At 39.2% G+C, this 25710-nt stretch carries 25 protein-coding genes, 2 tRNA genes and 2 pseudogenes; 11 read left to right on the top strand and 18 right to left on the bottom strand.

Annotated features, from left to right (window positions below):
- Positions 1–34 precede the first annotated feature (34 nt).
- Positions 35–409, top strand: coding sequence for an acetyl-CoA sensor PanZ family protein (locus ACQ96U_RS18110; protein WP_431722669.1), 375 nt, complete (start codon positions 35–37; stop codon positions 407–409).
- Positions 410–464: 55 nt separating this feature from the next.
- On the opposite strand, the gene ACQ96U_RS18105 is transcribed toward ACQ96U_RS18110, so the two are convergent.
- Complete coding sequence (locus ACQ96U_RS18105; protein WP_431722668.1) at positions 465–719, bottom strand: hypothetical protein; 255 nt, start codon at positions 717–719, stop codon at positions 465–467.
- 319 nt (positions 720–1038) lie between these two features.
- Here ACQ96U_RS18105 and ACQ96U_RS18100 point away from each other — a divergent pair, with 319 nt between their 5' ends.
- The 8 genes from ACQ96U_RS18100 to ACQ96U_RS18065 all read left to right on the top strand — a co-directional run bounded on the left by ACQ96U_RS18100 (position 1039) and on the right by ACQ96U_RS18065 (position 8703).
- Positions 1039–1674 carry an SPOR domain-containing protein gene (locus ACQ96U_RS18100; RefSeq protein ID WP_431722667.1) on the top strand — a complete coding sequence of 212 codons (636 nt, stop codon included), beginning with the start codon at positions 1039–1041 and terminating at the stop codon, positions 1672–1674.
- Between the two features lie 70 nt (positions 1675–1744).
- On the top strand, positions 1745–2875 hold the full coding sequence (locus ACQ96U_RS18095; RefSeq protein WP_431722666.1) for an NAD(P)/FAD-dependent oxidoreductase: 1131 nt from the start codon (positions 1745–1747) through the stop codon (positions 2873–2875).
- 188 nt (positions 2876–3063) lie between these two features.
- On the top strand, positions 3064–5247 hold the full coding sequence (locus tag ACQ96U_RS18090) for an AsmA family protein (protein ID WP_431722665.1): 2184 nt from the start codon (positions 3064–3066) through the stop codon (positions 5245–5247).
- A gap of 324 nt (positions 5248–5571) precedes the next feature.
- Positions 5572–6681, top strand: coding sequence for an A/G-specific adenine glycosylase (mutY, locus tag ACQ96U_RS18085; RefSeq protein WP_431722664.1), 1110 nt, complete (start codon positions 5572–5574; stop codon positions 6679–6681).
- Between the two features lie 15 nt (positions 6682–6696).
- Entirely contained in the window at positions 6697–6969 is a 273-nt protein-coding gene (locus tag ACQ96U_RS18080) for an oxidative damage protection protein (protein ID WP_431722663.1), read from the top strand.
- Positions 6970–7077: 108 nt separating this feature from the next.
- Positions 7078–7153 (top strand) — tRNA-Phe (locus tag ACQ96U_RS18075).
- 15 nt (positions 7154–7168) lie between these two features.
- Positions 7169–7254: transfer RNA gene (locus ACQ96U_RS18070), tRNA-Leu, on the top strand.
- Between the two features lie 114 nt (positions 7255–7368).
- Complete coding sequence (locus tag ACQ96U_RS18065) at positions 7369–8703, top strand: tyrosine-type recombinase/integrase (protein ID WP_431722662.1); 1335 nt, start codon at positions 7369–7371, stop codon at positions 8701–8703.
- 10 nt (positions 8704–8713) lie between these two features.
- Here the strand turns inward: ACQ96U_RS18065 and ACQ96U_RS18060 are convergent, their stop codons facing one another.
- From ACQ96U_RS18060 to ACQ96U_RS18015, 10 genes are all read right to left on the bottom strand, one after another.
- A complete protein-coding gene (locus tag ACQ96U_RS18060) occupies positions 8714–8944 on the bottom strand; it encodes a hypothetical protein (RefSeq protein WP_431722661.1) in 231 nt (76 codons plus the stop codon).
- A gap of 66 nt (positions 8945–9010) precedes the next feature.
- Complete coding sequence (locus ACQ96U_RS18055) at positions 9011–9526, bottom strand: GNAT family N-acetyltransferase (protein WP_431722660.1); 516 nt, start codon at positions 9524–9526, stop codon at positions 9011–9013.
- Positions 9523–9798: a DUF1778 domain-containing protein gene (locus tag ACQ96U_RS18050; protein WP_431722659.1), complete on the bottom strand. Its 276-nt coding sequence runs from the start codon at positions 9796–9798 to the stop codon at positions 9523–9525. Before ACQ96U_RS18050 ends, ACQ96U_RS18055 begins: the two co-directional genes overlap by 4 nt.
- Before the next feature lie 96 nt (positions 9799–9894).
- On the bottom strand, positions 9895–10884 hold the full coding sequence (locus ACQ96U_RS18045) for a tyrosine-type recombinase/integrase (RefSeq protein ID WP_431722658.1): 990 nt from the start codon (positions 10882–10884) through the stop codon (positions 9895–9897).
- A 117-nt stretch (positions 10885–11001) separates the two neighbouring features.
- Positions 11002–11331: a MarR family winged helix-turn-helix transcriptional regulator gene (locus tag ACQ96U_RS18040; RefSeq protein ID WP_431722657.1), complete on the bottom strand. Its 330-nt coding sequence runs from the start codon at positions 11329–11331 to the stop codon at positions 11002–11004.
- A 69-nt stretch (positions 11332–11400) separates the two neighbouring features.
- Entirely contained in the window at positions 11401–11670 is a 270-nt protein-coding gene (locus ACQ96U_RS18035; protein WP_431722656.1) for a hypothetical protein, read from the bottom strand.
- A gap of 145 nt (positions 11671–11815) precedes the next feature.
- Positions 11816–12175 (bottom strand): hypothetical protein, encoded by a 360-nt coding sequence (locus tag ACQ96U_RS18030; protein ID WP_431722655.1) that lies wholly within the window; start codon positions 12173–12175, stop codon positions 11816–11818.
- Positions 12176–12203: 28 nt separating this feature from the next.
- Positions 12204–12734: an antirestriction protein ArdA gene (locus ACQ96U_RS18025; protein WP_431722654.1), complete on the bottom strand. Its 531-nt coding sequence runs from the start codon at positions 12732–12734 to the stop codon at positions 12204–12206.
- 714 nt (positions 12735–13448) lie between these two features.
- Positions 13449–13742, bottom strand: a complete 294-nt coding sequence (locus ACQ96U_RS18020) for a hypothetical protein (protein WP_431722653.1) — start codon at positions 13740–13742, stop codon at positions 13449–13451.
- A gap of 1047 nt (positions 13743–14789) precedes the next feature.
- Positions 14790–17507, bottom strand: coding sequence for a DNA-directed RNA polymerase (locus tag ACQ96U_RS18015; protein WP_431722652.1), 2718 nt, complete (start codon positions 17505–17507; stop codon positions 14790–14792).
- A 756-nt stretch (positions 17508–18263) separates the two neighbouring features.
- On the opposite strand from ACQ96U_RS18015, the gene ACQ96U_RS18010 reads away from it, so the two are divergent.
- Both ACQ96U_RS18010 and ACQ96U_RS18005 read left to right on the top strand, forming a co-directional pair.
- Complete coding sequence (locus ACQ96U_RS18010) at positions 18264–18602, top strand: hypothetical protein (protein WP_431722651.1); 339 nt, start codon at positions 18264–18266, stop codon at positions 18600–18602.
- A 382-nt stretch (positions 18603–18984) separates the two neighbouring features.
- Positions 18985–19605 (top strand): hypothetical protein, encoded by a 621-nt coding sequence (locus ACQ96U_RS18005; protein ID WP_431722650.1) that lies wholly within the window; start codon positions 18985–18987, stop codon positions 19603–19605.
- Between the two features lie 116 nt (positions 19606–19721).
- On the opposite strand, the pseudogene ACQ96U_RS18000 reads toward ACQ96U_RS18005, so the two are convergent.
- The 7 genes and pseudogenes from ACQ96U_RS18000 to ACQ96U_RS17970 all read right to left on the bottom strand — a co-directional run.
- A pseudogene (locus ACQ96U_RS18000) lies at positions 19722–20230 on the bottom strand (IS982 family transposase); the annotation flags it as partial.
- A gap of 1687 nt (positions 20231–21917) precedes the next feature.
- Complete coding sequence (locus ACQ96U_RS17995; protein ID WP_431722649.1) at positions 21918–22094, bottom strand: hypothetical protein; 177 nt, start codon at positions 22092–22094, stop codon at positions 21918–21920.
- On the bottom strand, positions 22051–22575 hold the full coding sequence (locus ACQ96U_RS17990) for a DUF3310 domain-containing protein (protein WP_431722648.1): 525 nt from the start codon (positions 22573–22575) through the stop codon (positions 22051–22053). The genes ACQ96U_RS17995 and ACQ96U_RS17990 overlap by 44 nt, the downstream gene beginning before the upstream one ends.
- 76 nt (positions 22576–22651) lie before the next feature.
- Complete coding sequence (locus ACQ96U_RS17985; RefSeq protein ID WP_431722647.1) at positions 22652–23491, bottom strand: hypothetical protein; 840 nt, start codon at positions 23489–23491, stop codon at positions 22652–22654.
- Positions 23481–23672 (bottom strand): hypothetical protein, encoded by a 192-nt coding sequence (locus ACQ96U_RS17980; RefSeq protein ID WP_027708292.1) that lies wholly within the window; start codon positions 23670–23672, stop codon positions 23481–23483. Before ACQ96U_RS17980 ends, ACQ96U_RS17985 begins: the two co-directional genes overlap by 11 nt.
- An 18-nt stretch (positions 23673–23690) precedes the next feature.
- Positions 23691–24128: a cell wall hydrolase gene (locus ACQ96U_RS17975; protein WP_431722646.1), complete on the bottom strand. Its 438-nt coding sequence runs from the start codon at positions 24126–24128 to the stop codon at positions 23691–23693.
- Positions 24129–24398: 270 nt separating this feature from the next.
- Positions 24399–25397: pseudogene (locus tag ACQ96U_RS17970) on the bottom strand (DNA polymerase); the annotation flags it as partial.
- Positions 25398–25710: the final 313 nt, after the last annotated feature.

The raw sequence follows: 25710 nt of genomic DNA, 5'->3' as shown, positions 1-25710 counted from the left end.
GCATACGACTTGTGTTTTAAGATGATGGTTAACTATGCCAATTACTGTTGAAATTCTTGATTTTCCTAGCGAGCAAGACCGTGAAGACTTGACCAAAATCTACTTGGATGCACCTGATTGGATGTTATGCGACTATGAAAACCATCATGCGATAACCCAAGTTAAACAGTTTGTTCAGTCCATTATCGAACAACCAATGACTCACTTTATTGGCGCCCGATTTAATGACCGCCTTGTTGGGGCAGCTGTTGTAGAACAACTAGAACATGACTGGCATATTCGTTCAATGTGCGTCAGAAAAGTCACACGAAGTAGAGGTGTTGGTAAACGACTCCATACTGAAATCAATCGTTTGGCCCAGCAGCAACAGGTAAACTTGATTTTTGAGCAAGCTCCAAAAGATTTATAGCTTAACGACTAGCCTTGAGCAAAAGCCAAGGCTACTCAATGAATAACATTCAAAATTACCATTTTTCCATCACTTGCTGTAAATCCCTTTCAAACTGCTGTTCTGCTGTTTGGTTCATGACACCTGCGGAAACAAGCAGCTCTTTCGTATGCTTTTCAACTCGGTGACAGCACTGATTCAACTCTTCAACTAGTTTTATCAACTCCTGATTTTCTGGTTGTTGCTGAATAGTGGATGCTAACGTTTTATATAAAGAATTTAATTGTTGAGTGTACTCAATTGTCTGTTGTTTGAGCTCTTCTATCGGCATATGGGAACCTCCCTTCTGCTTTAATATACCCCCTAACAACATACTTTAAGTATGGCTTGCGTTATCCAAACTGTCACAAAGTTACGCTGTTACTTTCTAGCCCTCACAAAACTTGAACACTTTAATCTCATGAACCTGAATCCTAAATTCAGTTAATCAAAGATTCGCCTTATAGCCATTCGGTTGCTATATCTATTTAAGTAGCTCCAAACTGAAGAACCTCACACAAAAAGAAGAAAGGTTTCGTTTATATAGCCTTCACAAATGGTTCTTTAAAAATAATTAAAGATTTCGTAAAGCATCAAGCGGGGGCGCTCCAATGAAGCCAACCTTCAGTCATTATCTTGTCAGTGTATTAATAGTCTTATTATCAGGCTGTTCATGGTTTTCTTTTAATGATACCGAAGATGCCAGTGAAGATATCGCCATGGAAGAGTCAAATACCCAAGCCGTCAGTGATGCCGATGTTTCCATGTCTGAACTCCCCTCAGGTATTACCTCTGGTTGGGAGTGTTTAGCCGGTAAAAACACGGCTTGGAAATGCAGGCCTGGAGAACAAGATAATGGAGAAAACTTTAATGAAACACTTGAGTCTGTAAGCACAAAAGAACGCCCACGCATTACTAAAGTGATTCATAAACAAATAAAGCAGGCAAGTATCCCTCGAAATATTTTCTCTGAGGTACCCACTAACTACTTGACCTTACAGTTATTAGCTGCACAAAAGACCCAAACAATCAATAATCTCCTTAAACAACACCCTTTCTTGCAAAGTGGCATCTTGCTTGAGTACACAGCCAAACAAAAAAACTGGCATGTATTAGTGTATGGACTTTATGAAAATCAACAGCAAGCCAAACTTGCACTATCAACACCACCACTCAACCAATTACGTAATATAAAACCTTGGCCTAGGAGTATAGAGAGTCTAAATTCAGTCTTAAATAAGCACTAAATATTTATAGCCTGAAAATACCTTGCGAATTATTATGTATGAAATTTTAAGGTATTCTCAGTATTAGGTCATGGAAGCAGTCGATATTACAATCATTGGAGCTGGAGTCATTGGACTTGCGATTGCAGCACGCCTTGCTAAAGCCAATAAAACAGTTGTTATTTTAGAGCAACATAAACGTGTTGGCGAAGAAGTCAGTAGCCGCAACAGCGAGGTGATACATGCGGGCATTTATTATCCCACACAATCGTTAAAAGCTAGACTCTGTGTTCAGGGAAAAGAGCAACTATACGACTTCTGTCAGCAGTATCAAATACCACACCGTCGTTGTGGTAAGCTGATTGTAGCAACAAGTACGAGTGACGAAGCACGCTTGTCTTCACTTCAGCAACAAGCCATCAATAATGGCGTAGATGACCTTAAGTTCTTATCTTCTCAACAAGTCGCACAGCTTGAACCTGCAATAAAAGCCACCAGTGCTTTACTTTCCCCCAGTACAGGCATTATTGATAGCCATCAGTTGTTGTTAACATTATCCCGATTAGCTGAAGAACGAGGAGCACTACTTTTACGGAATACCCAATTTAAACATGGGGAAATTTCAAACAACCCATTTATTCTGGATGTTCAAACAGACAAAGAAGCTTACAGGTTTTCCAGCCAGGTGTTGATCAATGCGGGTGGTTTGCATGCACCAACAGCTGCAAACAATATGATTGGATTTCCCAAACACTGTGTTCCTCCGTTGTTCTATTGCAAAGGTAATTATTTTAAACTGGCCAGTCCACTTAAGCTCAGCCACTTGGTTTATCCCCTACCTGATACGCAGACAACGGGATTGGGGATCCATGCCACCATCGATTTAGCGGGTCAGGTACGTTTTGGTCCCGATACAGAATATATTGATAGCATTAACTATGATGTCAGTACACATCACCTTACAAACTATTACCACGCTATTCAGCGTTACTACCCAGCCTTAAAAAAAGAACAACTGATTCCAGACTATGCAGGTATTCGCCCCAAGCTTCAGGCGCCAAACTCGCCCCCTGTTGATTTTATAATACAAACAGAAACAGACCATAATATACCAGGCTTAATAAATCTGTTTGGAATAGAAAGTCCTGGTCTAACAGCGGCTCTCGCTATTGCAGATAACATTGCTGACAAGCTGAGTGACTCGTATTTTCACCAAAGCTAAATACGATACCGGTATGTTAGTACTTTGTATTAGCGCACTATCATAAGGCTCTATCTCCTATTCAGGGTCAAGTCTTTACCTGCCCTACTTGACGTCTATCACTAAATGGTGTGCTATGAATACACTTTTTATGGTATTGCACACTACCTCTTGCAAAGCGTACATGTTTCGAGTCTAAGGAAACTGATATGAAGTCGGTTATTAAAATTTCATTAGGTGTCATTTTCACCTTATTACTACTGGTTGTGGTCGCAATTCTCGCATTGAACTTTTTTATCGATGCTGACCAATACAAAAAGACAATTCGCACCATCGTCAAAGATAATACCGGGTTGACGCTCGATATTAACGGCCCTCTAGAGCTTTCGTTTTTCCCTGCATTAGGCTTTTCAGCAAACAAGCTTACGGTAACCACACCTAAACAAGAAAAATTAGTGTTAGTGGACTATGCGCAAGTTGAAGTTGAGTTACTTCCCTTACTGAGCGACAAATTAAAAGTCACGGCACTTAATGTAGAAGGCGCAGAAGTTAATCTTGTTAAAGATAAAAAGGGCGTACCAAACTGGCAAATAGAAACAACACAATCTCAAAATAAACCTGCCAGTAAAACAACCCCGGCAGAAACATCAGACCAGGATAGTAATACCACACCAAATAGAGAAAAAAATACAACAGAACTTAATATCAGTGCTGTTTCTTTAAAAAACATCACCTTGAATTATCAAGACCAACAAAAAGCACAAGCATTTCACCTAGAGAATTTAGACGTAAGTGCCGCCAATATTACAAGCAGTCACTACTTCCCAATCATAATTAGCTTTTCAGCATCAGGTAATAAACCTGAATTTAACCTTAATGAAAAGATTCGCACAGATTTGTTGTTTGATCTTAAACAACAACGCTTTGAGCTAAAAGATCTTTCATTAAACAGCCAGGGTCAACTGGTATCCGATAAAAAGCCTTTTGCAATAAATTTAGACGTGTCTGCAGAAAAAATTGAGTTAGCTAGTCAAACACAACAAATAAATATTAAAAATCTGACACTGTCTGATAAGCAGCTCACGGCTAAAAGCAATGTATCACTAACCAACTTTATTCAGCCAACTGTCAAAGGTAATATCTCACTTTCAGTAGATAACTTACCTGAGTGGCTAGAGAGCTTAGGCATAAATTATAAGCCTGCAAATCCAGACGCATTAAACAAATTTTCATTCACAAGTCAGATTAATGGTGATGCCGGTAATATTGTACTGGATAAATTAAATTTAACCGCAGGTGAGTTTAAACTCGATGGCAAAGTAACCCTGGCTAACATTACTAAACAGCCACTGTATGAGTTTGATATCAAAGGAAATGATTTAGTTGTAGATCACTTTACTCCTGCAGCCAGTTCTGCCACAAGCTCATCAGACTCAACAAGTAAATCTGAAAAAAAAGCGTCAACTAAGACCTCTACTCAAGCGAAAACGGTAGATAATACCCCGATTCTACCTGTAGATACCTTACGCCAATTAAATCTAAAAGGTAAGTTACACTTAAACGCACTTACGCAGCAAAAAACAAAACTTGAGGATGTAAACCTTTCGATCAATGCCAATAATGGAAAAATTCAACTTTCCCCAGTCACGGCAAAAACATTAGGTGGCACAATAAATAAAACTGTTGCAATTGATGTCACAAAAAAAACACCCGTTATCAATGTCACAGCCAAAGCAAATAATATCGATGTTCACCAAGCATTAATGAATTATGCCGATCTGAACGCATTAAAAGGTGCAGCAAACTTAACCGGGCAGTTTTCAACACAAGGCAATACCAAAACACAATTGATTCAGTCTCTTAATGGTCAAGCAAACTTTGCTATAGCTAATGGCGAACTTACTCAGACCAATGTGGATAAAATATTATGTAAAGCCATAGCCAAAGTAAGAAAAGAAAAAGTCAGTAAAAACGACTGGGAAACAAGTACACCGTTTAAAGATATGTCTGGTCAAATCATTATTCGAAATGGCGTAGTGGATAACCAAAAACTTATTGCAAAACTTGATCAATTAAACATTGATGGTTATGGCACTATTAACCTTTTAAGCGAATCCTTAGATTATCGACTAGGACTCACCATCACAGGTACTCAAAGTGATGCAGGAGAAGCAGCCTGCCAAATCAATAAGCGTTATGCGAACATACGCTGGCCTATTCGTTGTCAAGGCACATTTTCTGATAAAGAGTTATGCGGTATCGATCAGGAAAAAATAGGCGAAATTGCTGCAAGCCAAGTCAAATCTGAACTTGAACGTAAAATTGATAAAAAACTGGAAGATAAACCTGAACTAAAACCTGTGGGTGATTTACTGAAACGCTTTTTAGATTAACCCTAGTTTTATTATTGATAATTTATCATCAGAAAAAGGTATAGCAGTTAAGCTATGCCTTTTTGATATCCTACCCATAAAAACCAACCCAGGCTAACGTTTAAAACTGAACATCTGTTATACTTCCAACCTACTTTTTACAAGCATGTGCACAACCACAAAACCATAAATCAGTTTTAGATTGATAACCACAACGGTCCATCACCCCTGATCGCTAGTGCATACCAACATCATTCAATGTATTAACAATAGGGAGATATTTTTCTTTGCGTTACATAATAGCTACTATATCGCCCTCGTTTCAGTATAAAAAACAATACACTCATGATTAGAGCCAATATTTTTAATCAAGCAGTATTACGCTGGTTTGATCGGCATGGCCGCAAACATTTGCCCTGGCAACAAAAGAAAACCCCGTATAATGTCTGGATATCAGAAATTATGTTGCAGCAAACGCAAGTAAATACTGTAATCCCTTATTTTGAACGGTTCATGGCACGTTTCCCAAATGTAACCAAACTAGCTTCCGCCGAAACAGATGAAGTACTTCATTTATGGACAGGGCTTGGTTATTACGCACGAGCCAGAAACCTTCACAAAGCTGCCAAGAGGGTCTGTGAAACATACAACGGTCAATTTCCATCATCCGTTGACGAATTAAGTACATTACCTGGCGTAGGTCGATCAACCGCAGGAGCCATCGCGTCTATAGCCTTAGGCCAGCGTGCAGCCATATTAGATGGGAATGTTAAACGGGTGCTGGCTCGTTTTGAAGCAATTGAAGGTTGGCCAGGCAGTACGTCTATTCAAAATCAACTTTGGGAAATAGCCGAACACTACACACCACAAAAACGGGTAGCTGATTATACGCAGGCTATGATGGATCTTGGGGCAATGATATGTACCCGAACCAAACCTAAATGTGATGAGTGCCCGATACAAAAAAATTGCCAAGGCTATCAAATGGGTGATCCTACTCATTTTCCGAGTCCTAAACCCAAGAAAACGCAACCTATTAAGTCTGTCGCCATGCTGCTCGCTGTAAACAAGGAGGGCGAAGTACTGTTAAACAAGCGTCCTGCACAAGGTATATGGGGCGGGCTCTGGAGCTTTCCTGAAATAGCACTCTCTGAATCAGATAATAGTTCTGTAACACGCCAACAGCTTAATAAGTTAGAAAAACAACTTAAGTTGAAGCTATCTAAACCTGTGCACTGGTCCCCAGTAAAGCATGTCTTTAGCCACTTTCAACTCAATATAATCCCTGTGGTCTGCCAGCTGGAGAGTCCCCAGCCATTGCAAATCATGGAAGACACCAATAGGCTTTGGTATAACGTCTATCAACCACCATCAATAGGTTTAGCGGCGCCTGTTAAAAAGCTGATTAGCAAACTTGCACACCAACAGGCTACACAGTATGCCATTGAGCTTTAATGGAGTTCTCACAATATGACACGCACCATTTTTTGCCAAAAATTGAATAAAGAAGCCGAAGGCTTAGCGATGCCTCCCTACCCAGGAGAAAAAGGTCAGTGGATTTATAACAACATCAGTAAAGAGGCGTGGGAAGCCTGGCAAAAGCATCAAACCATGCTTATTAATGAAAAGCGACTCAACTTAATGGAACCAGATACTCGAAAGTACCTCACAGAACAAATGGATAAGTTCTTCGCGAATGATGAGGTAGATCAGGCTGATGGCTTTGTGCCTACATCAGATTAACCAGCAAATTGAATACTATTTATACAACCCTCCTCCGTTTACAAACTTTTTTAACAACCAGCTCTTGACTCTTTGTGCCGCTAACGGTTTAATAGCGGCCCGAGCGTTGCCCAGATAGCTCAGTCGGTAGAGCAGGGGACTGAAAATCCCCGTGTCGGTGGTTCGATTCCGCCTCTGGGCACCATTCTTATTCTTCCATGCCGAAGTGGTGGAATTGGTAGACACGCTGTCTTCAGGTGGCAGTGCCCTTTGGGCGTGGGAGTTCGAGTCTCCCCTTCGGCACCATATCGCCTAACTTATTGATTTTCCTAGATTTTTTCCTCTCTTACCCCCAAATTTTGAAACTCAGGTGCAAATTTGAGGTGCAAACTAGCGTCTCGACTGCTCAGGATTTTCAAGGTGCAAAACTTAATTCTACGCGAGTCAGGCTATTACTTACGTAAAGTTATTCCTGCTGATTTACGTCCTTACTTCCACAAAACTAACTTCGTTATCTCTTTATATACAAGGTCTAAAGCCGAAGCTTTTACTAACTCTCAGCTACTTTTAGGCAGAATTAATAGGACATTCTTCGAACTGAGAGGTGCAAATGAGGGGTGCAAAAAGAAAGCGCTATCCCTAGAACTCATGCACTTTCTAGAGGAGTTTGGAGAGGTGCAAAAGAGAGGTGCAAAAACCAGCTTGGCACCTTTTCCATCTCGAAAAAAGGTTAAAAAATATACAACTCCTGATACCCAAAAAGGTCTTACTCTTAGCCAGCTATACGACAAGTTTGAGCATGAGAAAAAGTTAACCCAATGGAGTCAGAAGGCAGTTGATGACTATAGAACTGCTTTCAAAGCACTTGTGGATATTCTAGGCGACATCCCAGCAAAACAGCTTAGCAAGGAACAGGGAAATACTTATGTAGAAGTGCTCTTGGTTTATCCTCAGAGAAGAACATTAGGTAAAAATGCTCGATATACACTGGCAGAGCTAATCCAGAAAAAAGCCCCATCAATCACACCCACCACAGCTAAGAACCACTGTACTAGGGTTAATGTCTTTTTTAATTGGCTAGTAAGTAAAGGATATACAAAGGAAAACCCCATTACTGGTCTAGCTCCTAAAGGGAAACGAACAGCCACTAAGAAAGAAGCATTTAGTCACGAGGACCTCGTACATATCTTTTCTCAGCCGCTGTTCAAGGACAAGCAATATAAAAGCCCTTGGCAATACTGGCTTCCCTTACTTGCTTACTTTACAGGTGCTCGCTTGGAAGAACTTGCCCAACTTAAAACCACTGATGTTAAAGCGGAAGGTTCTATTATTTATCTTCAGATACACAACGAGGATGGAAACCAATTAAAAAATGAAGGCTCCCGTCGTGTAATTCCTCTGCATGATATCCTGTTAAATCTAGGCTTTCTTACTTATGTTGAACAGCAGCAAAATATTAAGCTTTTCAATTTAAGTAAGGTGACAGGCAAATATGGTAAGCGAGTAACTAACTGGTTCAGTAAGTTCAAACGCTCTTTGGGCTTCCCTTCTAGTAAGGTCTTCCACAGCTTCAGACACTCATTCAGGGACGCTGCTGTAGAGGCAAGCATACCTAGTGAGCACATTAAAGCCTTACTTGGACACGCACAGAAAGACATCACCCATGGTGTTTATGGGAGTGGCTTTTCTTTGCGTCTATTGAATGAGAGTTTGCAGAGAGTGGACTTTAAGGAAGTCAGAGAGGTTTTGCTGTAGCCTCAAAAAGCTATTCACATAAACCATTATTGTTTGAGTTAGTTACTGCATGGTTGTTATCTATGCAGGCTAACTCTTCTAATACTTCATTAAGAGGTATTTTTTTGGGTCTACCTCCAAACATGGCCTCATTTAAAATAGCTTTTATTTCATCCTCACAACTCCTGTTGTTCACAGCAGCTTGAGAAATTAACTTTTTTTCTAGACTTACATTTACATCTTTTATAAGAATATCAGGCATAACACTTACCCCTTCTAGCACATGCAGCTGTGCTTTATTATTAATAGCTTTTTGCTTTCCGCTCAACTACTCAAAGTTATTTATTATTTCCTCTAAGATTAATCGAACTTCTGAAATACAAACAAAAAGCTTGTTAGGCATATCTTTAAACTGTCTAAAATTAAACTTTTTATAAAAATCTACAGCCCCTCCTTTTGCATCAACAATTATTAAGGGGTAACCAACTAAATCACTCCCTTGTAATAACTTTGATAGAGCATCAATTAGTAGCAACTCTCCATATCCTTGCTTCTTATAGCGTTTATCTACCGCAAGACGCGCAATTAACCCTCCAGAGCTAGCATTGTGATGTTTCTTTTGCAGGTCAGGAGGTAAAGCACCTAAAAACACTGAACCAAGAGTTAATGTATAATACCCTATAATAGTACTTTGGTTTTCTTCATCCTCCAGGACATACGTTCGTGTATTGTCTTTTTTATCCTGCTGATTCGCCATTACTTTTAGGTAATTGTTTAAGGCATCAATCTCACAGTCAAAGCGTTTCCTGTCATGTTTCTTTTTATCAAGAGGTACAACCTTCATTTTTTAAATTTTTCCTTATACCGCTTTGCCGCTTCTTTCAAACGTGGGAGTGATTTAGGTGGAGCATCCAAAGCTTCAACCAGCATCATAGCGTCCCGCCGACTTAATTTTAAAAGCTCTTCTTGTTCAATGACTTGCTTTGCTTTTTCAATGGATGAGCTTAAGACAAATGAGTTAATGCTAGCCATTCCAGTAATAGCTGTCGCTCTTGCTAAAAGTTGCTGTGTTTCTTGGTCAACGCGCGCTGTTATACGTGGGTCATTCGTAGCCATAAGTTAATCTCCTATACGTGACAGAGTGGCACATACTAAGTATTACACACTCTTCCAAAGCATTCAATATGTGACATTGTGGCACATTTAGATTATTCATAACACTCCCTCAAATCTCTGCTTCTCTAAGTTATCCACAAGCCTGTAGTAGGCTTCCTCCTCGATATGCGCATAGACTGCTGTCTGGTTGATTGAGGCATGCCCTAGCCACTGCTGAACCTCCCTTAAGCTTGCCCCAGCAGATAACAAGCGGGTAGCGCAGGTATGCCGTGTACAGTGGAATACAAAGTCTGTGTCATGCTCTAGGTTCATCTGTTTGCGCAGCTTAGACCACGCTCTGCTTATCCCTCCCTTTGTCCATGAGGACGGCCACAACTGCCCCTGTCTACTGTGTAAGACCTCCTTAGCGCGCTGAGTTAAAGGCACTGAGCGGCTCCTATTACCCTTGGTTTCCCAAAAGATAACCTTATGCTCTAGAATGTCCTGAGGCTTTAAATTGAATATTTCTGAGAGCCTGCCACCTGTTTCAATGGCGAGAACAATAAAGTCAGCGAGGTCTTTATCAGCTAAGGAAAGGAGCTGCTTTTCCTCCTCATATGATAGGTAACGTATACGGCCTTGACGGGTCTTTAAGCGCTCAAAGCGTGGCATTGATTTAATGTAGCCACGTTCAAAAGCATACCTAAGCATTTTTTGTAAAACGGCTAACTTTCTATTAATTGTTGCGGCTGCATTTCCCTCCTTTTTGCATTGAGTAATGAAGGAGTCAATTGTGTTTACATCAATGGATGAGGCTGATGTTAATGGACCCAAAAAGCTTATTATTTGCCTGCCTGTTTTATATTGAACTAATTCGCTCTTAGTTCCCTCCCAGAAACGTGCTGTTGTTAATTCTAATAACTCGGTCAGAGATAACTTTTTGTGTAGCTTATTTTCTCTTTGGTAAGTACCTTGTTCAGCACTTAAAGATAATAATTTCGCCTGTTCTGCTAAGGCTTCACTCTTTGTTGCACATGCTAGGCGTACCCTTTGTTTACCTACATACACGTCTACTTGCCAGCGATTACCACGCCTACGAATAGCCATGAGTAAGCCTCCTTTAATGATAGGTGCTTTTAGATGAAGAAGATAAAAAAGGAGAAATTAAGAAAAAAGAGATAGGAAAAGTAAAAGAGTAGCGAGGACAGCTACCCTTAGAAATAATTATAAATGTTTAATTGCGTCTTTAACTACTTTACGGCCTTTTTCATTTAAATACGCAACACGTCGTCTATAGTCCATTGGGTCTGCTCGCATTTCAATAAAGTCAAACCCGGGTTTTCCTTCCCCTTCCCAGTTGGTAAGACTGCGAACTATGCGGGAGCCTGTTGTACGCGTTAAGCCTACTCTATGCTGTATCTCAGATACACTTAACCCCTCGTCCTTAGCAATTGTTAGCAGGGTAGCTAGCTGTGATAAGGTCATATCAGGGTCAATTGAGCGCATAGCTTGAACAGCATTTAAAAATTTAAGTAACTTTAAGCCGCCAGCCATTTAATTCTCTCGCCTATTGGTTATGCACTTCCTACTTTGTACCATATATGAGACTAAATAAACAAGGGATTATGTGCTTAATGCATCCATAACCACTGCATCTATAGTGTTATTATTATCATATAGGCCTAACCAACTCCCATAATAGGAACTAAATAATACAAAGGAATCGTGCTTTCTCTTTCCTAGTTTCTCCCCAAGTGAGGGCGTTATTGCCCACCACTGGACTATATTTGTGTACTTGTCCTTTCCCGCTAAGAGATAATCACATACTAATTCTGTTTGCTCTAGTAAGACCCCTTCTGCATACTGCTTACCCTTTACTACAACAGAACTCATTTACAATACTCCACCAATGAGCCATACCTACATAAAACAAAGGACCACACCTGTTTGGTCTACGTTACTGGTGTCTAATATACGGCAGTATGAACTTGAGTTTTAGGTGAAATATTTCACAAAGTAAGTGTATACCTTAGCGCCCTTACTGGACGCTCTGTAGTTCCTCATGGTCCACGCTGTAACCTTGGGAGACCCAAAGCTCAAGGATTAACTCAGCGTTCGTGTGCTGCTTCTTAAGCGCTTCTAGTGTGTCCTTGTATTGGAAGTAAGACTCACACACATTGCTCATGCCAAGGTAACGCTCAGGTATACCCTGTGAGTCGTGGAGTGCTGTTTGTTCGCGCTTCACGTTGTCCCCCATGACTGCACTTAAGCTCTTCAGCCAGATGTAGACAGCGTTAAGGTATTCCTCATGTGTCGTATATCTATCCAAGAAAAAATGTTGATAAATTAAATTGCCACAATATGCATCATAAAGTGAGTATAGTGTTACTCTAGGCATTACTTCCCCCTAATCCGTAGCAAGGAAATTAAATTCTATTAAAGTAATAACCGTTACTTTCCCAGCAGTCGTTTATTAAGACATCCTTCGCCAATCGTTCTAGGTCAATGTAAAACTGTAGGTGTTGAGGTAGTGAGGATAAATCCATTATTTCCCACAAATATTCCTCAGCAAATGACCTAATTGAATAAAAGTGACCTATGTATGCGTCTTTAATTTCATCAAGGTTTAGCTCATATCCATAAGCTATCCATGCATTTAAAATGTTTTCAGCATCATCATGATAGTTAGATAATTCTTCTATGGTATCTCTATAAGTGAAGTATTCCCCATTGATACCATAGGTATTTATATACTGGTCTGGCACGTCCTCACAGTCTGCTAGAATCCACTCCTCGCGGGTTACCCCATCGTTCCTATTCTCTGTTAATTCTTCTAGCCAGTCGTGAAGTGCTGCGTCTAATTCTTCTAAGGTAGAAAAGTTATCTAAATTTAATGTATTAGCAAATATATTACCACAATTATAATCATAAAGTGAATAAAAAGTAATTGAGGTCATTTTAATGTCTCCCTATTAAAATAAATATTAATTTCATGTATGCTTTTTATAGGGCACTAGGTTTAATGCCCTACGTAAAACACACCATGTATTAAGAAATGAAATGTCAGGAGGTAAGATATTACTCTTACAAAGTCCGTCTATTTCCCACCTACTTTTTAAAGAGCTACTAGCTGTTAAGCGCTAAGCGTGGCCTAGCTGGAAGCTTACAGCCGCCCACCGAGTGAGGCTGCGGGTGCCTTTGGTTTGGAGCTTAGATTAATAGTTGGCATGTTCAACCTTTAAGGTAATTAGAGAGAACCATTTAGGTAACAGTAATTACACTAAAGATAATACCTAGGGTTTATTTTAAACTCTTGCTCTTTGCCCCTAAGAGTTATAGGAAGCATCATCTTTTAAAAAGGTTTGCATGTTCAACTTATCTTTTACGCTATCAAATATTTTTTAATTGGTCAACACTAAAAACAGGTATAAAAACAAATAAACAAAAAGATGTGCAATCTAAGCTTATTAAACAATAAATTGAGAATATAAAACTACATGTGTATTGATAAGGCAGTAAATATAAGGGATTGCGCTCTATCTGTGACTACAAACTGTGACTAATCCCTTTATTTTTCCTTATCATAGGGTGGGCTACGGGGGAACTTAACGCGTGCTGGATTATTAAAATACGACTCACATTTTTAACACAAAATTATTTCATTTTCACAGTTATTTATAGTTAATTTTATTTTTAATCTCTTTTAACACTTTTTTCCCATCATCAGTTAGAAATAGCAAACTAGCATTAGCATTATGAGAGCTAACAACTCGTTTTACAAACCCCCTACCACCTGTTCGTGATGTACCCTCAGCCAGTCTCTGTAGAGGAGAAGAGATTGTTGCAATTGGACTATTTGTAGGGAGGAATCCTCTGCTTATTATATCAGATAAAGTATCCCCTTCATTGCTTTCAACGGCTAGAAGTATTTCCAACTGCAGTAAGGTTAAATTATATTCAGACAAAGCTTGTCTCATTCGTACAATATCTTGTAAATGCACCACAGATGAAAGACTCCAAGAAACGCTAAACAAGAACAAGGCCCGAAGTCTACTCCAAGTTAACCTTTACGTCTAATAGACCCTACAAGCTCCTGTGAAGCCTCTGTGACAACAAAAAGACAATACCTGATGAATCACACCACCTACACAGAAAGTTGCTCATACGGCTCCTGGCGAGCTTATACAACACATGACGTTTATGGACCCCAAACTAAGATGCTTTAAATGAGCCTGAGAGGCTGTCTAGAGGTGATTTAAGCTAAAGGGATGAAACCACACCTCCTGATGTATAAATTGGCTTATGCGGCTTCAGATGAGGTTACAAACCCATGACGATGACATGACAGGTGATATTGGTCTCTTGGGGGTAATTGAGTCTGACAAGTTGGTACCATAGAGTCATCTTATAGCTGACCGATAGATAAGCTTCCCTACTCGCTCAGCTACAGTCTCCTACCTGCTACCTACAAGCTCGCTCTAACTTGTTGTGTCTTCTGCTTCTTATGTTTTATATCCCTACAGTAGCATATGACAAGGTAAGCATGAGGTAGCTTATGGATACAGTTTAAGTACACCATGTCCATGTGAGCTTAAAGGAGGCCATAAGTTAGCCCTCAGATAGGCAGAGAGGGAAGAAGGGGTCTATCCACTGGGTAACTAAGAGCTTACCTAAAGTTAACTTAAAGTAATAACCTATATACACACCCGGGGGGGCCTTTGGTCTCCCCTAAACGCCGGGGTAACTCTAGGCCACGTCACCACTGGGCTGCATGTATATTAGAAAAAACAAAGCCGCGCTTATGGAAAAGAACTCAATAGGCAAAGAAAAACTATATAACCTATTGTTTTTAAAAAATTTATTGTCAGTATATCTAATAATAGGACCCCTTTCTTCCCTATCCTCTCTGACTAGAACTGATAAAAAGTCCCGTATAACTCTAGAGTATATGATACGTGGTCTGTAGCGAAGTGGGTCTAAAATTACCGCGCTTCACTACTCTCGACTATCAATTAACCAAAACAGTACTTCGATGTCAGAATTGATGATGCTGTTAACTGTCCTTTTTTCGGGGGAAATGGTACTTTCTTTAAGTCTTTTTCTTGAACCTTTTGCATAACTTGCTCATGTAATAAATGGAAAACATCATGCTCAGTATAAAGCTGATGAAATGATGCTCTTATATTGTTGTATAATTCCTGAGTTCTACTTGGTAATGTCCCAAAAGAGTCGTGGACCAAGGCCCAGTTATCTATATATGCTGAGCTTGAAACAACCATCATTAAATGAGTAGCATCTAGTGAGTGCACAAAGTTAGGAGCAATTGATGAAGCTTGTTTCATTTTATCAATAGAAGAACCTTGTACCTTAAAAATAAACTCGGTTTTTCCTTTTCCTAAAAAGCTTGTATTTATTGTTTTAGAATTTAATTTCCAATAATTCTGCTCAACTAAGAAGCCTATGGGGGTTTTCCATGAAATAGGCTCACCTTTTTTAGCCACTACTTTTGCAGTCTTTTGTAACCACTCCATGCCTTCAGCCGCTTTAACTACAGTTTCACACACAGCCTCATACAGAAGTGATGCAAGCAAGGATGCACTCTTAAAGACAATAGAGTTATCCTCCCATATTCGGGACCAAATGGTCGCACTTATGTCTTTGATGTCATTAAACTTCATTGCCTCAATCTTCGCAGGTTTAATTACTCGCTCCAGCAACTGGTCCTTAAAGCCATACTCCTTGCTCCCATAAGGAAATGTCATTACGGCACTTTTAGCTAATTTACGGCTCATACAGTCTCTCTCTCTGTCATACCCATAGTTTAACCAGGCGTAAGTACAGAGCATGGTATTGTAAAGGTCATGAGCTTCTTGCTCTGGAATAGACCTCTTTGCAAGGGTTCCATCTGAGTTGCGCTTATCAGACTTAACTAACTGTCTCCATTCATAAAGTGTTTTTTTTAACTTATATTTCCGCTTACTCTTGTTATAAATACCTTCAATTTTTTCATCAATGATATTTATTATTTTTGTGTAGTCGTGTTCCTTCCAGTCTTTCCCAACGATTGCTTCAAGCTTCACATATATTTTGTCGATGACACGCTGGTATATATCCTGAGGTACATCTGCAGGGGTTAAGTTAACAGCCGCTCCTGTCTCCTCACATCTCAAGGCCATACCCAGATGCTGAAGACCCGAACAAGAGCCGTCCAAGGCAACAGCAATGTGTGAGACGTGGTTTAAGCCGTTCTCAATGTATCCCTTCCATTCAAGAGCAGCAGCAATGGCTTGAAAAGGTTTATCCGCCTCTGTCCACTCACGGTTATCATAAGGGTTCTCAGCAATACGACAGAGCATGTCTGAGTGCTTCTTAGTCCATGCTATGCGGTCCTCGAAGGAAACCTTGTCTATCCCCCAGACATTCGCTACATGCACTGCTAGCCAGTCTACGGCCTCAGGAGAGCTTAGTTTCTCCCCTTCTGCAAACTCAAGTAAGGCTTTAACATAGTCAGCTCCTTGAGGGGACAGGGAGCCATTTGTCACTGGATAAACACGACCACGAAAGTCTAGCTGGTAAGGGAAATAAATCTTTTCATATTTAGCGTATTTCTCAGCACATTTTAAAGTTAAAAAAAGGCCAGCTCTTTTTGATACTAAGCGTATATTTTCTTGATAAACTGCAGCGGCTTCCATTTTCCATGCAACCTTGGCCTCCTCATTTGTATCTATGTCCTTTGGCTTCTCAGGAACAGGTATTTCTGAAGCTCTAGGTAAGCCTCCAAGCTCACTATCTGTATTTGCAAGGTTTAATAAGAGGTCCAATAGTTTCACGTTTATACGCCATGGTGTAGCTTGTATTTTATTTACTGCTTCATAGACCACAGGCATTTCGACATTAGCTAACTTTTCTAAGTATTGTTTATTCTTAGTTTTAACCAAGGTGATAGGTGCTACCTGATTAGTTATATATCCGCCAACAAAGGGACACTGCCAAGGAAAAGGAGGAACCACCATAGGCTCATAAATAGCAGCTATATCCAGATGATAGGCGTTACATTGAGTTATCCACTCTATGCACTCCTTAGTAGGCTTAATAATGTATTCCTGTGTTTTATTTTTAACTTGTATGTCTGCCTCAATTATACCTAGCTCACTTATGCACAATTCTAAAAGGACCTTGCCAACTAGGAGTAAAATATCCTTACACCATAAGTGTATTGGTGTCCCATTCTGTTCAGCCATGTATTTAGCTGTATATTTCTTCCTTGAATACTGACTCCTCTTATTCGCTCTGCTGAGAATGCCTTTATATAAAACCTTTTCTTCCTCAGATAGACGCGACATTTCAACTTCAAGGCTAAGCGCTTCACCTATTTTCAACGCTAAGCTTGTTAACTTTGTGTGAGCGGAAATACTACTCATAATTACCTTCAACGAGATGTAAGCAGTCGTCCTGTCTTCTAACTGTTGTAAATATGGAATTGCCTTGTGGTGTCTTCCTGCAGCTCTGAGTGATTTCTCAAGCCATGTTCGTATAGCGTCTGAGAAGCTGTCTGTCATCTTTGAGACTAACCTGTTGCCATATGCCGTGTTACTCTCATCTCTTCCTTGTACGGCCTTCAGCGTACGCTTAATGTATCTATCGCGTCCTGCCTGAGCCATGCCTGCTTCAAGTCTTGCTTGGTCTTCTTCAGTACCTTTTACCCTTTGGATGTTACTGTACTTATCCATGGTTAACCTTACTACTTACTCCCATATTCGGGATATTTCAGATAATAGGAGGCCGAGAAGCTGTGAAAGTCAGAGCCTCTGGTTGATGTGCTTAATTTTTGAAGTTAGGTTTTATTCTTATTACATAACGAGTATCCCCTCAGTTACTCCCGCATTCGGCATATTTCAGACATAGGAATCCCCTGAAGCATGCTTAAAGCGCCTCATGGCTAAAAATTACACTTACTTTTATTCGCTCTATCTGCCTACTACTTGAACATAAAACGCTCAACAAAATAAGCGCTTCTTAAGGCTAACAGTTATTAATTTTTATTTTTAGGTGAATTATTTCATTTTCTTCATGTGAGAAGCTGGCTTGTACTTACTCAATTTATAAATCAACAAAATAGAAATAATTAAATAAAAGAAAAATGCAGAACAAATCCTTCGCTCTTTCGAATTTATTGACTACCTTCGGTCCTAGGTGCAAACTTGAGGTGCAAAATAAAGGTGCAAATTGAGGTGCAAAGAAAAAGAACGGGTTTCATTAAGCGGGTATTTTGTAAGTAGGTACTAATCTGGAAATCATTATGTGACGCGGCCTTGGTAGACACGCTGTCTTCAGGTGGCAGTGCCCTTTGGGCGTGGGAGTTCGAGTCTCCCCTTCGGCACCATATCGCCTAACTTATTGATTTTCCTAGATTTTTTCCTCTCTAAGTATCCTTAATTCATCTCAATTCTGTAGCAACTTCTAAGCTATTTATGTAGCAGTTTCGAATGCTTCTTGTCAAACCTTTTTGTCTTCAACTGTCTTCTATCTGTGTCATCTTAATGACTTCAAGCTACCTTATATCTTATACAGCTCTTCTCAACTATAATTCTTTAGTCACAACACTTCTTGGGCCTGAACCGATGAAAGAAAAAGAAACTACTGAGACTAACCTAGAAGAGCACGAAATAGACCCTTCTGACCCTCTCACACCTCAGCAAATTGAGGAACTACACGCTTTAGCGGCAAAGACAGATAACGAAATTGATACTAGTGAAATTCCACCAATAACTAATTGGTCCAATGCTAAACGTGGTAAGTTTTATCAACCAACAAAAAAGAAATAAACCTTCACTAGCAATGCTTTAACAGAATAATTTTCGGTTACTTCTGTCTCTCTCAATCTTTATTTATATACTACCCACAGAACTAATTACCTCCATATTTGGATATAATTCTCTGCAATATCATATAGTTACACTTAATAAATAGCTCACAAAATTTAAATCATACGCTTACTGTCTTACTACTTACCAGTTATTATTTTCTATTATCTACCACTTCAAAATGGAAAGCTGGAAACAGACGAAGATAATTATGTACTGCTCTAGCCCTACCCAAATCTAGCGATAACTGGACGACATAATTAGAAGTAGCTCAAGTACCCCCCCCCTCTTGTTGTGCTATGGTTCAACACTCTAAGTTATTCAAAGGATGGAGCACCTATCAGTGTTAAAGCATCTAGTTCTATCATTGTTACTTTGCTGGTCTATAACTGGAATAGCTGCACAGAGTGTAGATGTCAAAGAAGAGAAGCTACCAAGCGTTGAGACCTTATGTAAGGATCGCCCTACATGTAACCTCGTGGCCAAATCTATAGAGTGGCCTAAAGCCAAATATGAAAAAAGCCTTTCTTATAAGATTGGTCCGTTCAGAATAAATTTACCTAAAAATGATATTCAACGATGGGTATCAACTGAAAAGTCTCAATTTGTCATACTTGATAAAAAAGGTCTGGTATTTGAAATAAGAGAAAATCAAAACTCAATGGAGATAAAGCAATTCTTTGAGACTGCTTTCCAAAATAAGCCAGATAGCAAAACTTTAAAGGACATAACAAAGAAAGAAAAAGCAGAATTATTTGTATTCAAAATGATGCTTATTAACAGCTCAAAGCTTTATATGTACGAAAAAGGTCCTATGAAAGCCTTTGAAGCTATTTCTCCTAAACTTTCTGTAGTCTACATAACTCATGACAAGCTAGAAAATGCAGCTTTAGCTATAGACGCAAAAAACCTCACAAGAGAAGAACTGCATAAAATTATTGCTTCAGTTGAATCTACACTTTAAGGACGATGTATGCCTACACCTGAACAACAAACACTTGTAGCAGAGATTCTTACAGCTATAACTGGTGATGATTTTTTCTTAAAGAATAAGCATAAAATTACGCGATGCTCGACTTTTTAGCCTATTAATTGAGCCAACTGAAGTGGAGCGTTGCCTTCATTTCTATTGAGTAACACACATAAACTGTGTGATAACAATTTACGACTTATTCGATTCGTCAGACTCCATAAGGTCCTACCTTTTGTTCGTTGGATATTAAACGTTTTTACAAGCTGACCAATCGTTGTCTCAACCCGTCGTCGGACCCGGTTTAACGCCCCCTCCATTTCTCTGGGAGTTGATCCACCATTTTTTCTCTGACCAGTGTTTCTAATTGTACTGCTTTTAGCTCAAGTAATTCAGCCTTAAAATCTGCACCTAAATAACCTTTATCACCTAGCAAAATACCACTCTTCATCAATTTCGTTAACTCCCAGACGACTTCTCGCTCACTGTCATTAGCGGGTGTTAATGTAAACCCTGCAATTGCACCATGAAAATCAATGAGTAAGTGCCCTTTAAACCCATAATAAGTTTCACTTTTTGAAGCACAATAACCGTAGTCTGCCTCTCCTTTAAAACGGCTATGATAAAATCTTCTACTGACATCCCCTGTCCCTTTGAATTTGTTTCGGCAAAACAAAGGTTGGGGTCAGGGGTTGTCATTTCAAACTAATAAAAGTCGAGCATCGCGTTAACCTAGATAAAAACAAAGGACCACATCTGTCTGGCCTATATTAATAGTGCCTAATATACGGCAGTATGGACTTAAGTTTCAGGTGAAATATTTCACAAAGTAAGTGTATATCTTAGCGCCCTTACTGGACGCTCTGTAGTTTCTCGTGACCCACATTAACTCTGCGTTCGTGTGCTGCTTCTGAAGAGCTTCTAGCGTGTCCTTGTATTGGAAGTAAGATTCACACACATTGCTCATGCCAAGATAGCGCTCAGGTATACCCTGTGAGTCGTGGAGTGCTGTTTATACACACTCGGGGGGAGCCTTTGGTCTCCCCTAAACGGGGGGGTAACTCTAGACCACGTCATCACTGGGCTGCATGTATATTAGAAAAAACAAAGCCGCGCCTACTTTTTGTACAGAGAAGGAGGTGTTAAAGTGATCTCAAAGCCTTGTGCATCATGGGCTAGGGAGGAAATTAAGAGACCAAGCACGAAAAAAGTTCACAGAATGTTCCATTTGCTCATTTTGAATATCTACAATACTTAAAAATGAGTAATTCACTTAGGTATTTTTCATGGTCACACTAATTGCTGGCTTTAGGGAGATACTGCCAATAGTTTTAACTAGTTGGATAACATGGATACCTCTTACATTCTTTTCAACGATATATGTCGTCTTAAAGAATCTATGCACTTGCGTGTATTATTTTTTATTCCATCTCATTATGTACGCTTCTTAGAGCGGCTGAGAGGTTTAACTTAAAATAATAGCTTTTGGATACATCAGGAAACGACTTAGGGTATTCTGTAACTCCAGGTCACGTTCTTGTACGTCTACTAGAGGACTAAAGCCATACCTACCTTATGAACAACTCAGGAAACTTTAAAATAACCTCAAAGCCCTGTTTATAAATGGCTAAGGAAAAATTTAAGTAGACCAAACACGAAAAAAGTTCACAGAAAATTCTATTCTCTCATTTCACTTCCCTGCAACACTTAAAAGACGAACTCTATTTGGTTATTTCTTATGGGTTTGATAAGAGATGGCTTTAGGGAGATGATGCCAATAGTTTTAGTGAGTTGGATAACATGGATACCTCTAGCAAGCTTCTTAGTGGCATATGTCGTCTTAAAATACATATGCACCTGTGTGTATTACCTATTGTTTCATATCGTTATGTACGCTTCTTAGGGGGGCAGGGAGGGTTAACTTGGAGTGATAACCTGATTTACCTCTGAGGAGCATAGGCTCTCTTCAACCAAGACCTTACATCATATTAAATTGTTGTTAATTCAGTAATTCATTCTATATAAGATAAAGTAAGCCGCCACCAAACATAAGACTTATAGCTTTTATAAAAATATACGTAATTTTATCCTTACTATTATCAAATAAAGTAGAGGAATTAACATTTATAAAAATAATGTCTTACTGTTTAAATAAAAAATCATTAATAAACAAAACTGGTTTTTTATTCTCCAGTGCTATATTTTATACGCATTTTAATTATCTTAGCAAGCTTCTCTTTCACTAAAAAGGAGGGGACAATGTAGAGGGGAAAGTAAGGGACTGGTCTAGGTGGGTGATTAGCTCTTTATGCGGTAGAAGACTTATGTTCATTATCTACCTTATGTACAACGAAGCGTTCAACTGAGCCATCTTTAAGGAAGTGCTTTAATTCCATCTCTGATTGAGCTGCTAAAGTCTCAGAGATTAACTGCATAAAGTTAACAGCGGTAATTATTTCCTCTTTCTTTTTCTTCTTTGCCATTTTTATCTCCTTCTAAGGCATCAAGACAGTAAAGGGCATGAATAGCGTAATGACAGATTTTATATAAGTCACTTCTATTCATACCCTTTTTGTCACCAAAGCGGTCTGCATATTTAATAATGTTACTTATTGAAAAGTGCAGACCACACTCAGGCTTTGAGTAAATGAGTTCACCTGTTTGAACCTTTTTAGAAGCATAGTGTTGACTATAGGTCTTATCTATATATTTCCTTATTTCAGACACATACGTACTCTCATTAAACGAGTAGCTTATATCCTTACTCAAGTTACCTCCACTTACTTTTTCAAAGTGACTGTAATGGAATAAACGGGATACACCGTCAAGGCTTACCTGTCCTTCCTGATTAGATAAAACTGTGTAAACACGATTCGGATGAACCTCAGTAGGCCAACCATGCTCTTTACAAAGCTGCAGGTATTCATCTTTAACACCTACTTTATCGCCTTTTTTAAAGCTCAATCGTTAAATTCCTCAAAGCCAAACTCAATTACTTTAAATACACCTAAAGTAAATACAAACGTTATCGCGAAACATATCATGAAGATTTCCATAAAATTACCCTTTTAAGTTTAAAGTCATAATCACATGCTCTTAATATACGAGCACAACAAGCCTGCTGAATTGCAATGTCTTCAGATAAACCATTTTTTTCATAGCAAGATACGACAGTTTCCCACATAGAACTTGATGGAACCTTTTGCCACCTAATTTCAGACGTCCCTTTGCGTGGACCTGATTTAAAGGTGTGCTCATAAGGTTCAAATTTAAGTCTATCTGAGAGTAGCTCTTCAGCGAGAGAGTCACCTACATTTGGACAGCCTGGATAACCATCCGCAATATCACCTGTTAAGACTTGCTTCATAAAGAAACGGTCAGCCTCCGATTTTGAAATAAATCGTGGCTCTAAATCTTTTGCAGGATTAAATAAGTAGGAGTCCCCTATAGTTTGCATGTCTTTATCTTCAGATACAATTATTTTTTTGTAATTAGAATGAAACTTAGACCAAGTTGCCAAAATACCCATCACATCATCAGCTTCTAATGAGGGTCTTTTAAAAGATGTATAATTATTTATAGCGTATTCGACAATGGCTGGGTAGGAACATGGCTTAGGAATATCCTTTCTGTTTCCTTTATATTGCGGATAAATTGTCTTACGGAAATTGTCCTTATCAGTCAGGCACATAATAACTTTATCTAATTGACATGCTTTTTTTATATACCTAACTTTTTCCTCAAAGATTTCTCTAACTACATTAAAGTCTGCATGGAAGGTCCACCAATCATTTCCCCAGTTAATTGACTTTTGAGCTGCTGATGCAGCCTGAAAACAAAGTATGTCCGTGTCGAGTAGACCCACACGGTTAGTACTCAAATGTTAAACTCCCGTCTGTACTGTCGTAATAAATTTTGTCTACATAGAGTAATCCTGAGCCACAAAATGGCTTTGTTGTATCGTCTGTATGTAGAATGGCATCATCAGGAATGTCTGCCTCAGCAATAAACTTTTTAAGGTCGCCTAATGTAATTACGCCATCTGTAGTAAATTCAATCATGTGTGTTCCTGTTATTTTTTACTTATAGAAAATATGATTTCCAATTTGTACCGTTCTGGTTAAAGAGTGGGTCCAGTATGGTTGGATAAGATGTGAGTGATAATGAGTTGCACCCTTGGTTAAATTTAGGTTCAATCCATTTAGTACTACTTGAGATAAAAGAGCGGATAATTTAGCAGACTCCCTATCTTTCATAAGGTCTGGTATATCATCATGAGCCCAAGAAAATTGCTTTTTCTGATAGACCACTTGGCACACTTTATTAGGCCACTGAGGACTTTCCACTCTATTCATCGTTACTTCAGCAACTGCAATCATACCCGCAATGCCTTCACCACGAGCTTCGTGATAAAGGTTAAGCTGGAGGCAGTATAATTCATCAGTAGCTAACGAGAGGGAAGTACAGGGGATTAGTAAAAAGAATAGTGATATTAGTATCTGGCAAGTTATCTCCATGTTGGTTATTATTTTTATAGCTTGATGTAATTTAAGGATTTACAATGTCGATTCTGACAGCAATACTTTTAGTTTTAGGGGGATTACTCTTTTTTATAAGGGTATGTATTTTTTGGGTAACTGGAGTTGCAAGAGTACGTTTTACTCTTTGGCAAGATTACCACGTTGCAAAACACGAAGAGTCAACTTTTTTTATTACTTAATTTTATTATCTTATTTAACGTTATGTGGCTTTTTTATTGTTTTAGGTGTTTCTTATATAGTTAGTAATTAATGTGTATCAGCCCATGTTAAACCAATGTCATAACTTGCTTTCAGGGGGCATCTGAATTTAAAGACCTCCTGAACTTTCACCATGGCTTGCTCACAGTACTTCCCTATTTCTTCAGCAACCTGCTTATTCCGACAAGCAATTTGCACTTCGTCATGGACCCAAGCACAGAAGGTAAAGTCACCATTCCAACTATGTAGTAACCCATTCACCTTGCACAAATCTTCAATTTCTAAAAGCCATCGTTTACATATCAAGGCACCTGCTCCTTGTAATAAATAGTTAAGTGCTGCATGTTGAGAAGAACAATAAATATGGCGTCCATCTAGGCCGATTAGGTAGCCATACTTACTCACAGTTGCTTTAACGTTATCTAAAAGGTATTTAAGTGCAGGTAAGTTTTGTAGGAATCGCTTCTTAAACTGAGAGCCATACTTGCGGTGGAGATTTGGAGAGGCTTTGGGTTTAATTATTTCCCCAATTTTTTGGTCACCTGCTCCATAAAGGAAAGCGTAGATGAATTTCTTCGCTATTTCATCACGGAAATAATTATGCTCAGGATTATGTTTATCTCTTAGCGTACCCTGAGGTACAAGACCCAATGCTTGGACATTCGCCCAGTGTATATCCCCAGATAAAATTTCATTAATGTAGCGTCCTTTATCATAACGTGCCATGTAATGAGCTAGGCAACGAAGTTCTAAACCATCAGCATCACTCCCCAACAAGAACCAGTTTTCAGGAACTGTAAACAGAGAGCGGCATTCAGGTCCATATGCGGCTCTTGTACTTGGTACTTGTGCAACGTTGGGGTCAGCATGTGTGGCTCGCCCGGTGGCAGCTCCATTTGGATTCACGCGTCCATGGATAAAGCCATCTTTTTCTAAACGGAGCCATGCGTTATCTCCTTCGGCCAACTGTCCTATTCGTTTATTAATTGTTAAATACTCACACATAGCTTTTGCATGAGGATTATCTAAGCGACCTAAGACAGACTCATCAGTTTTAGGTTGGAGTAAATAAGGCGGCTTTCTGCAAGGGAATCTCTGAGTAGACCTTTAGGCTTCCACTTGGGGTAAAGCTTTTTAATTGCTAAGTAATCAAACCAGAAACCATTGTGGGCGATTAGTTCTTGAGCATCTTCTAAGAAAAGAACAGCTTCATTTATCTCTTGAGGTCGAAAGTTAACGCGATGCTCGACTTTTATTAGTTTGAAATGACAACCCCTGACCCCAACCTTTGTTTTGCCGAAACAAATTCAAAGGGACAGGGGATGTCAGTAGAAGAGTTTATCATAGCAGTTTATTGCTG

Origin of the sequence: Zooshikella sp. RANM57, from assembly GCF_050749885.1 — a bacterium.
GTDB lineage: Bacteria > Pseudomonadota > Gammaproteobacteria > Pseudomonadales > Zooshikellaceae > Zooshikella.
This window is presented reverse-complemented; position numbering and strand designations above follow the sequence as displayed.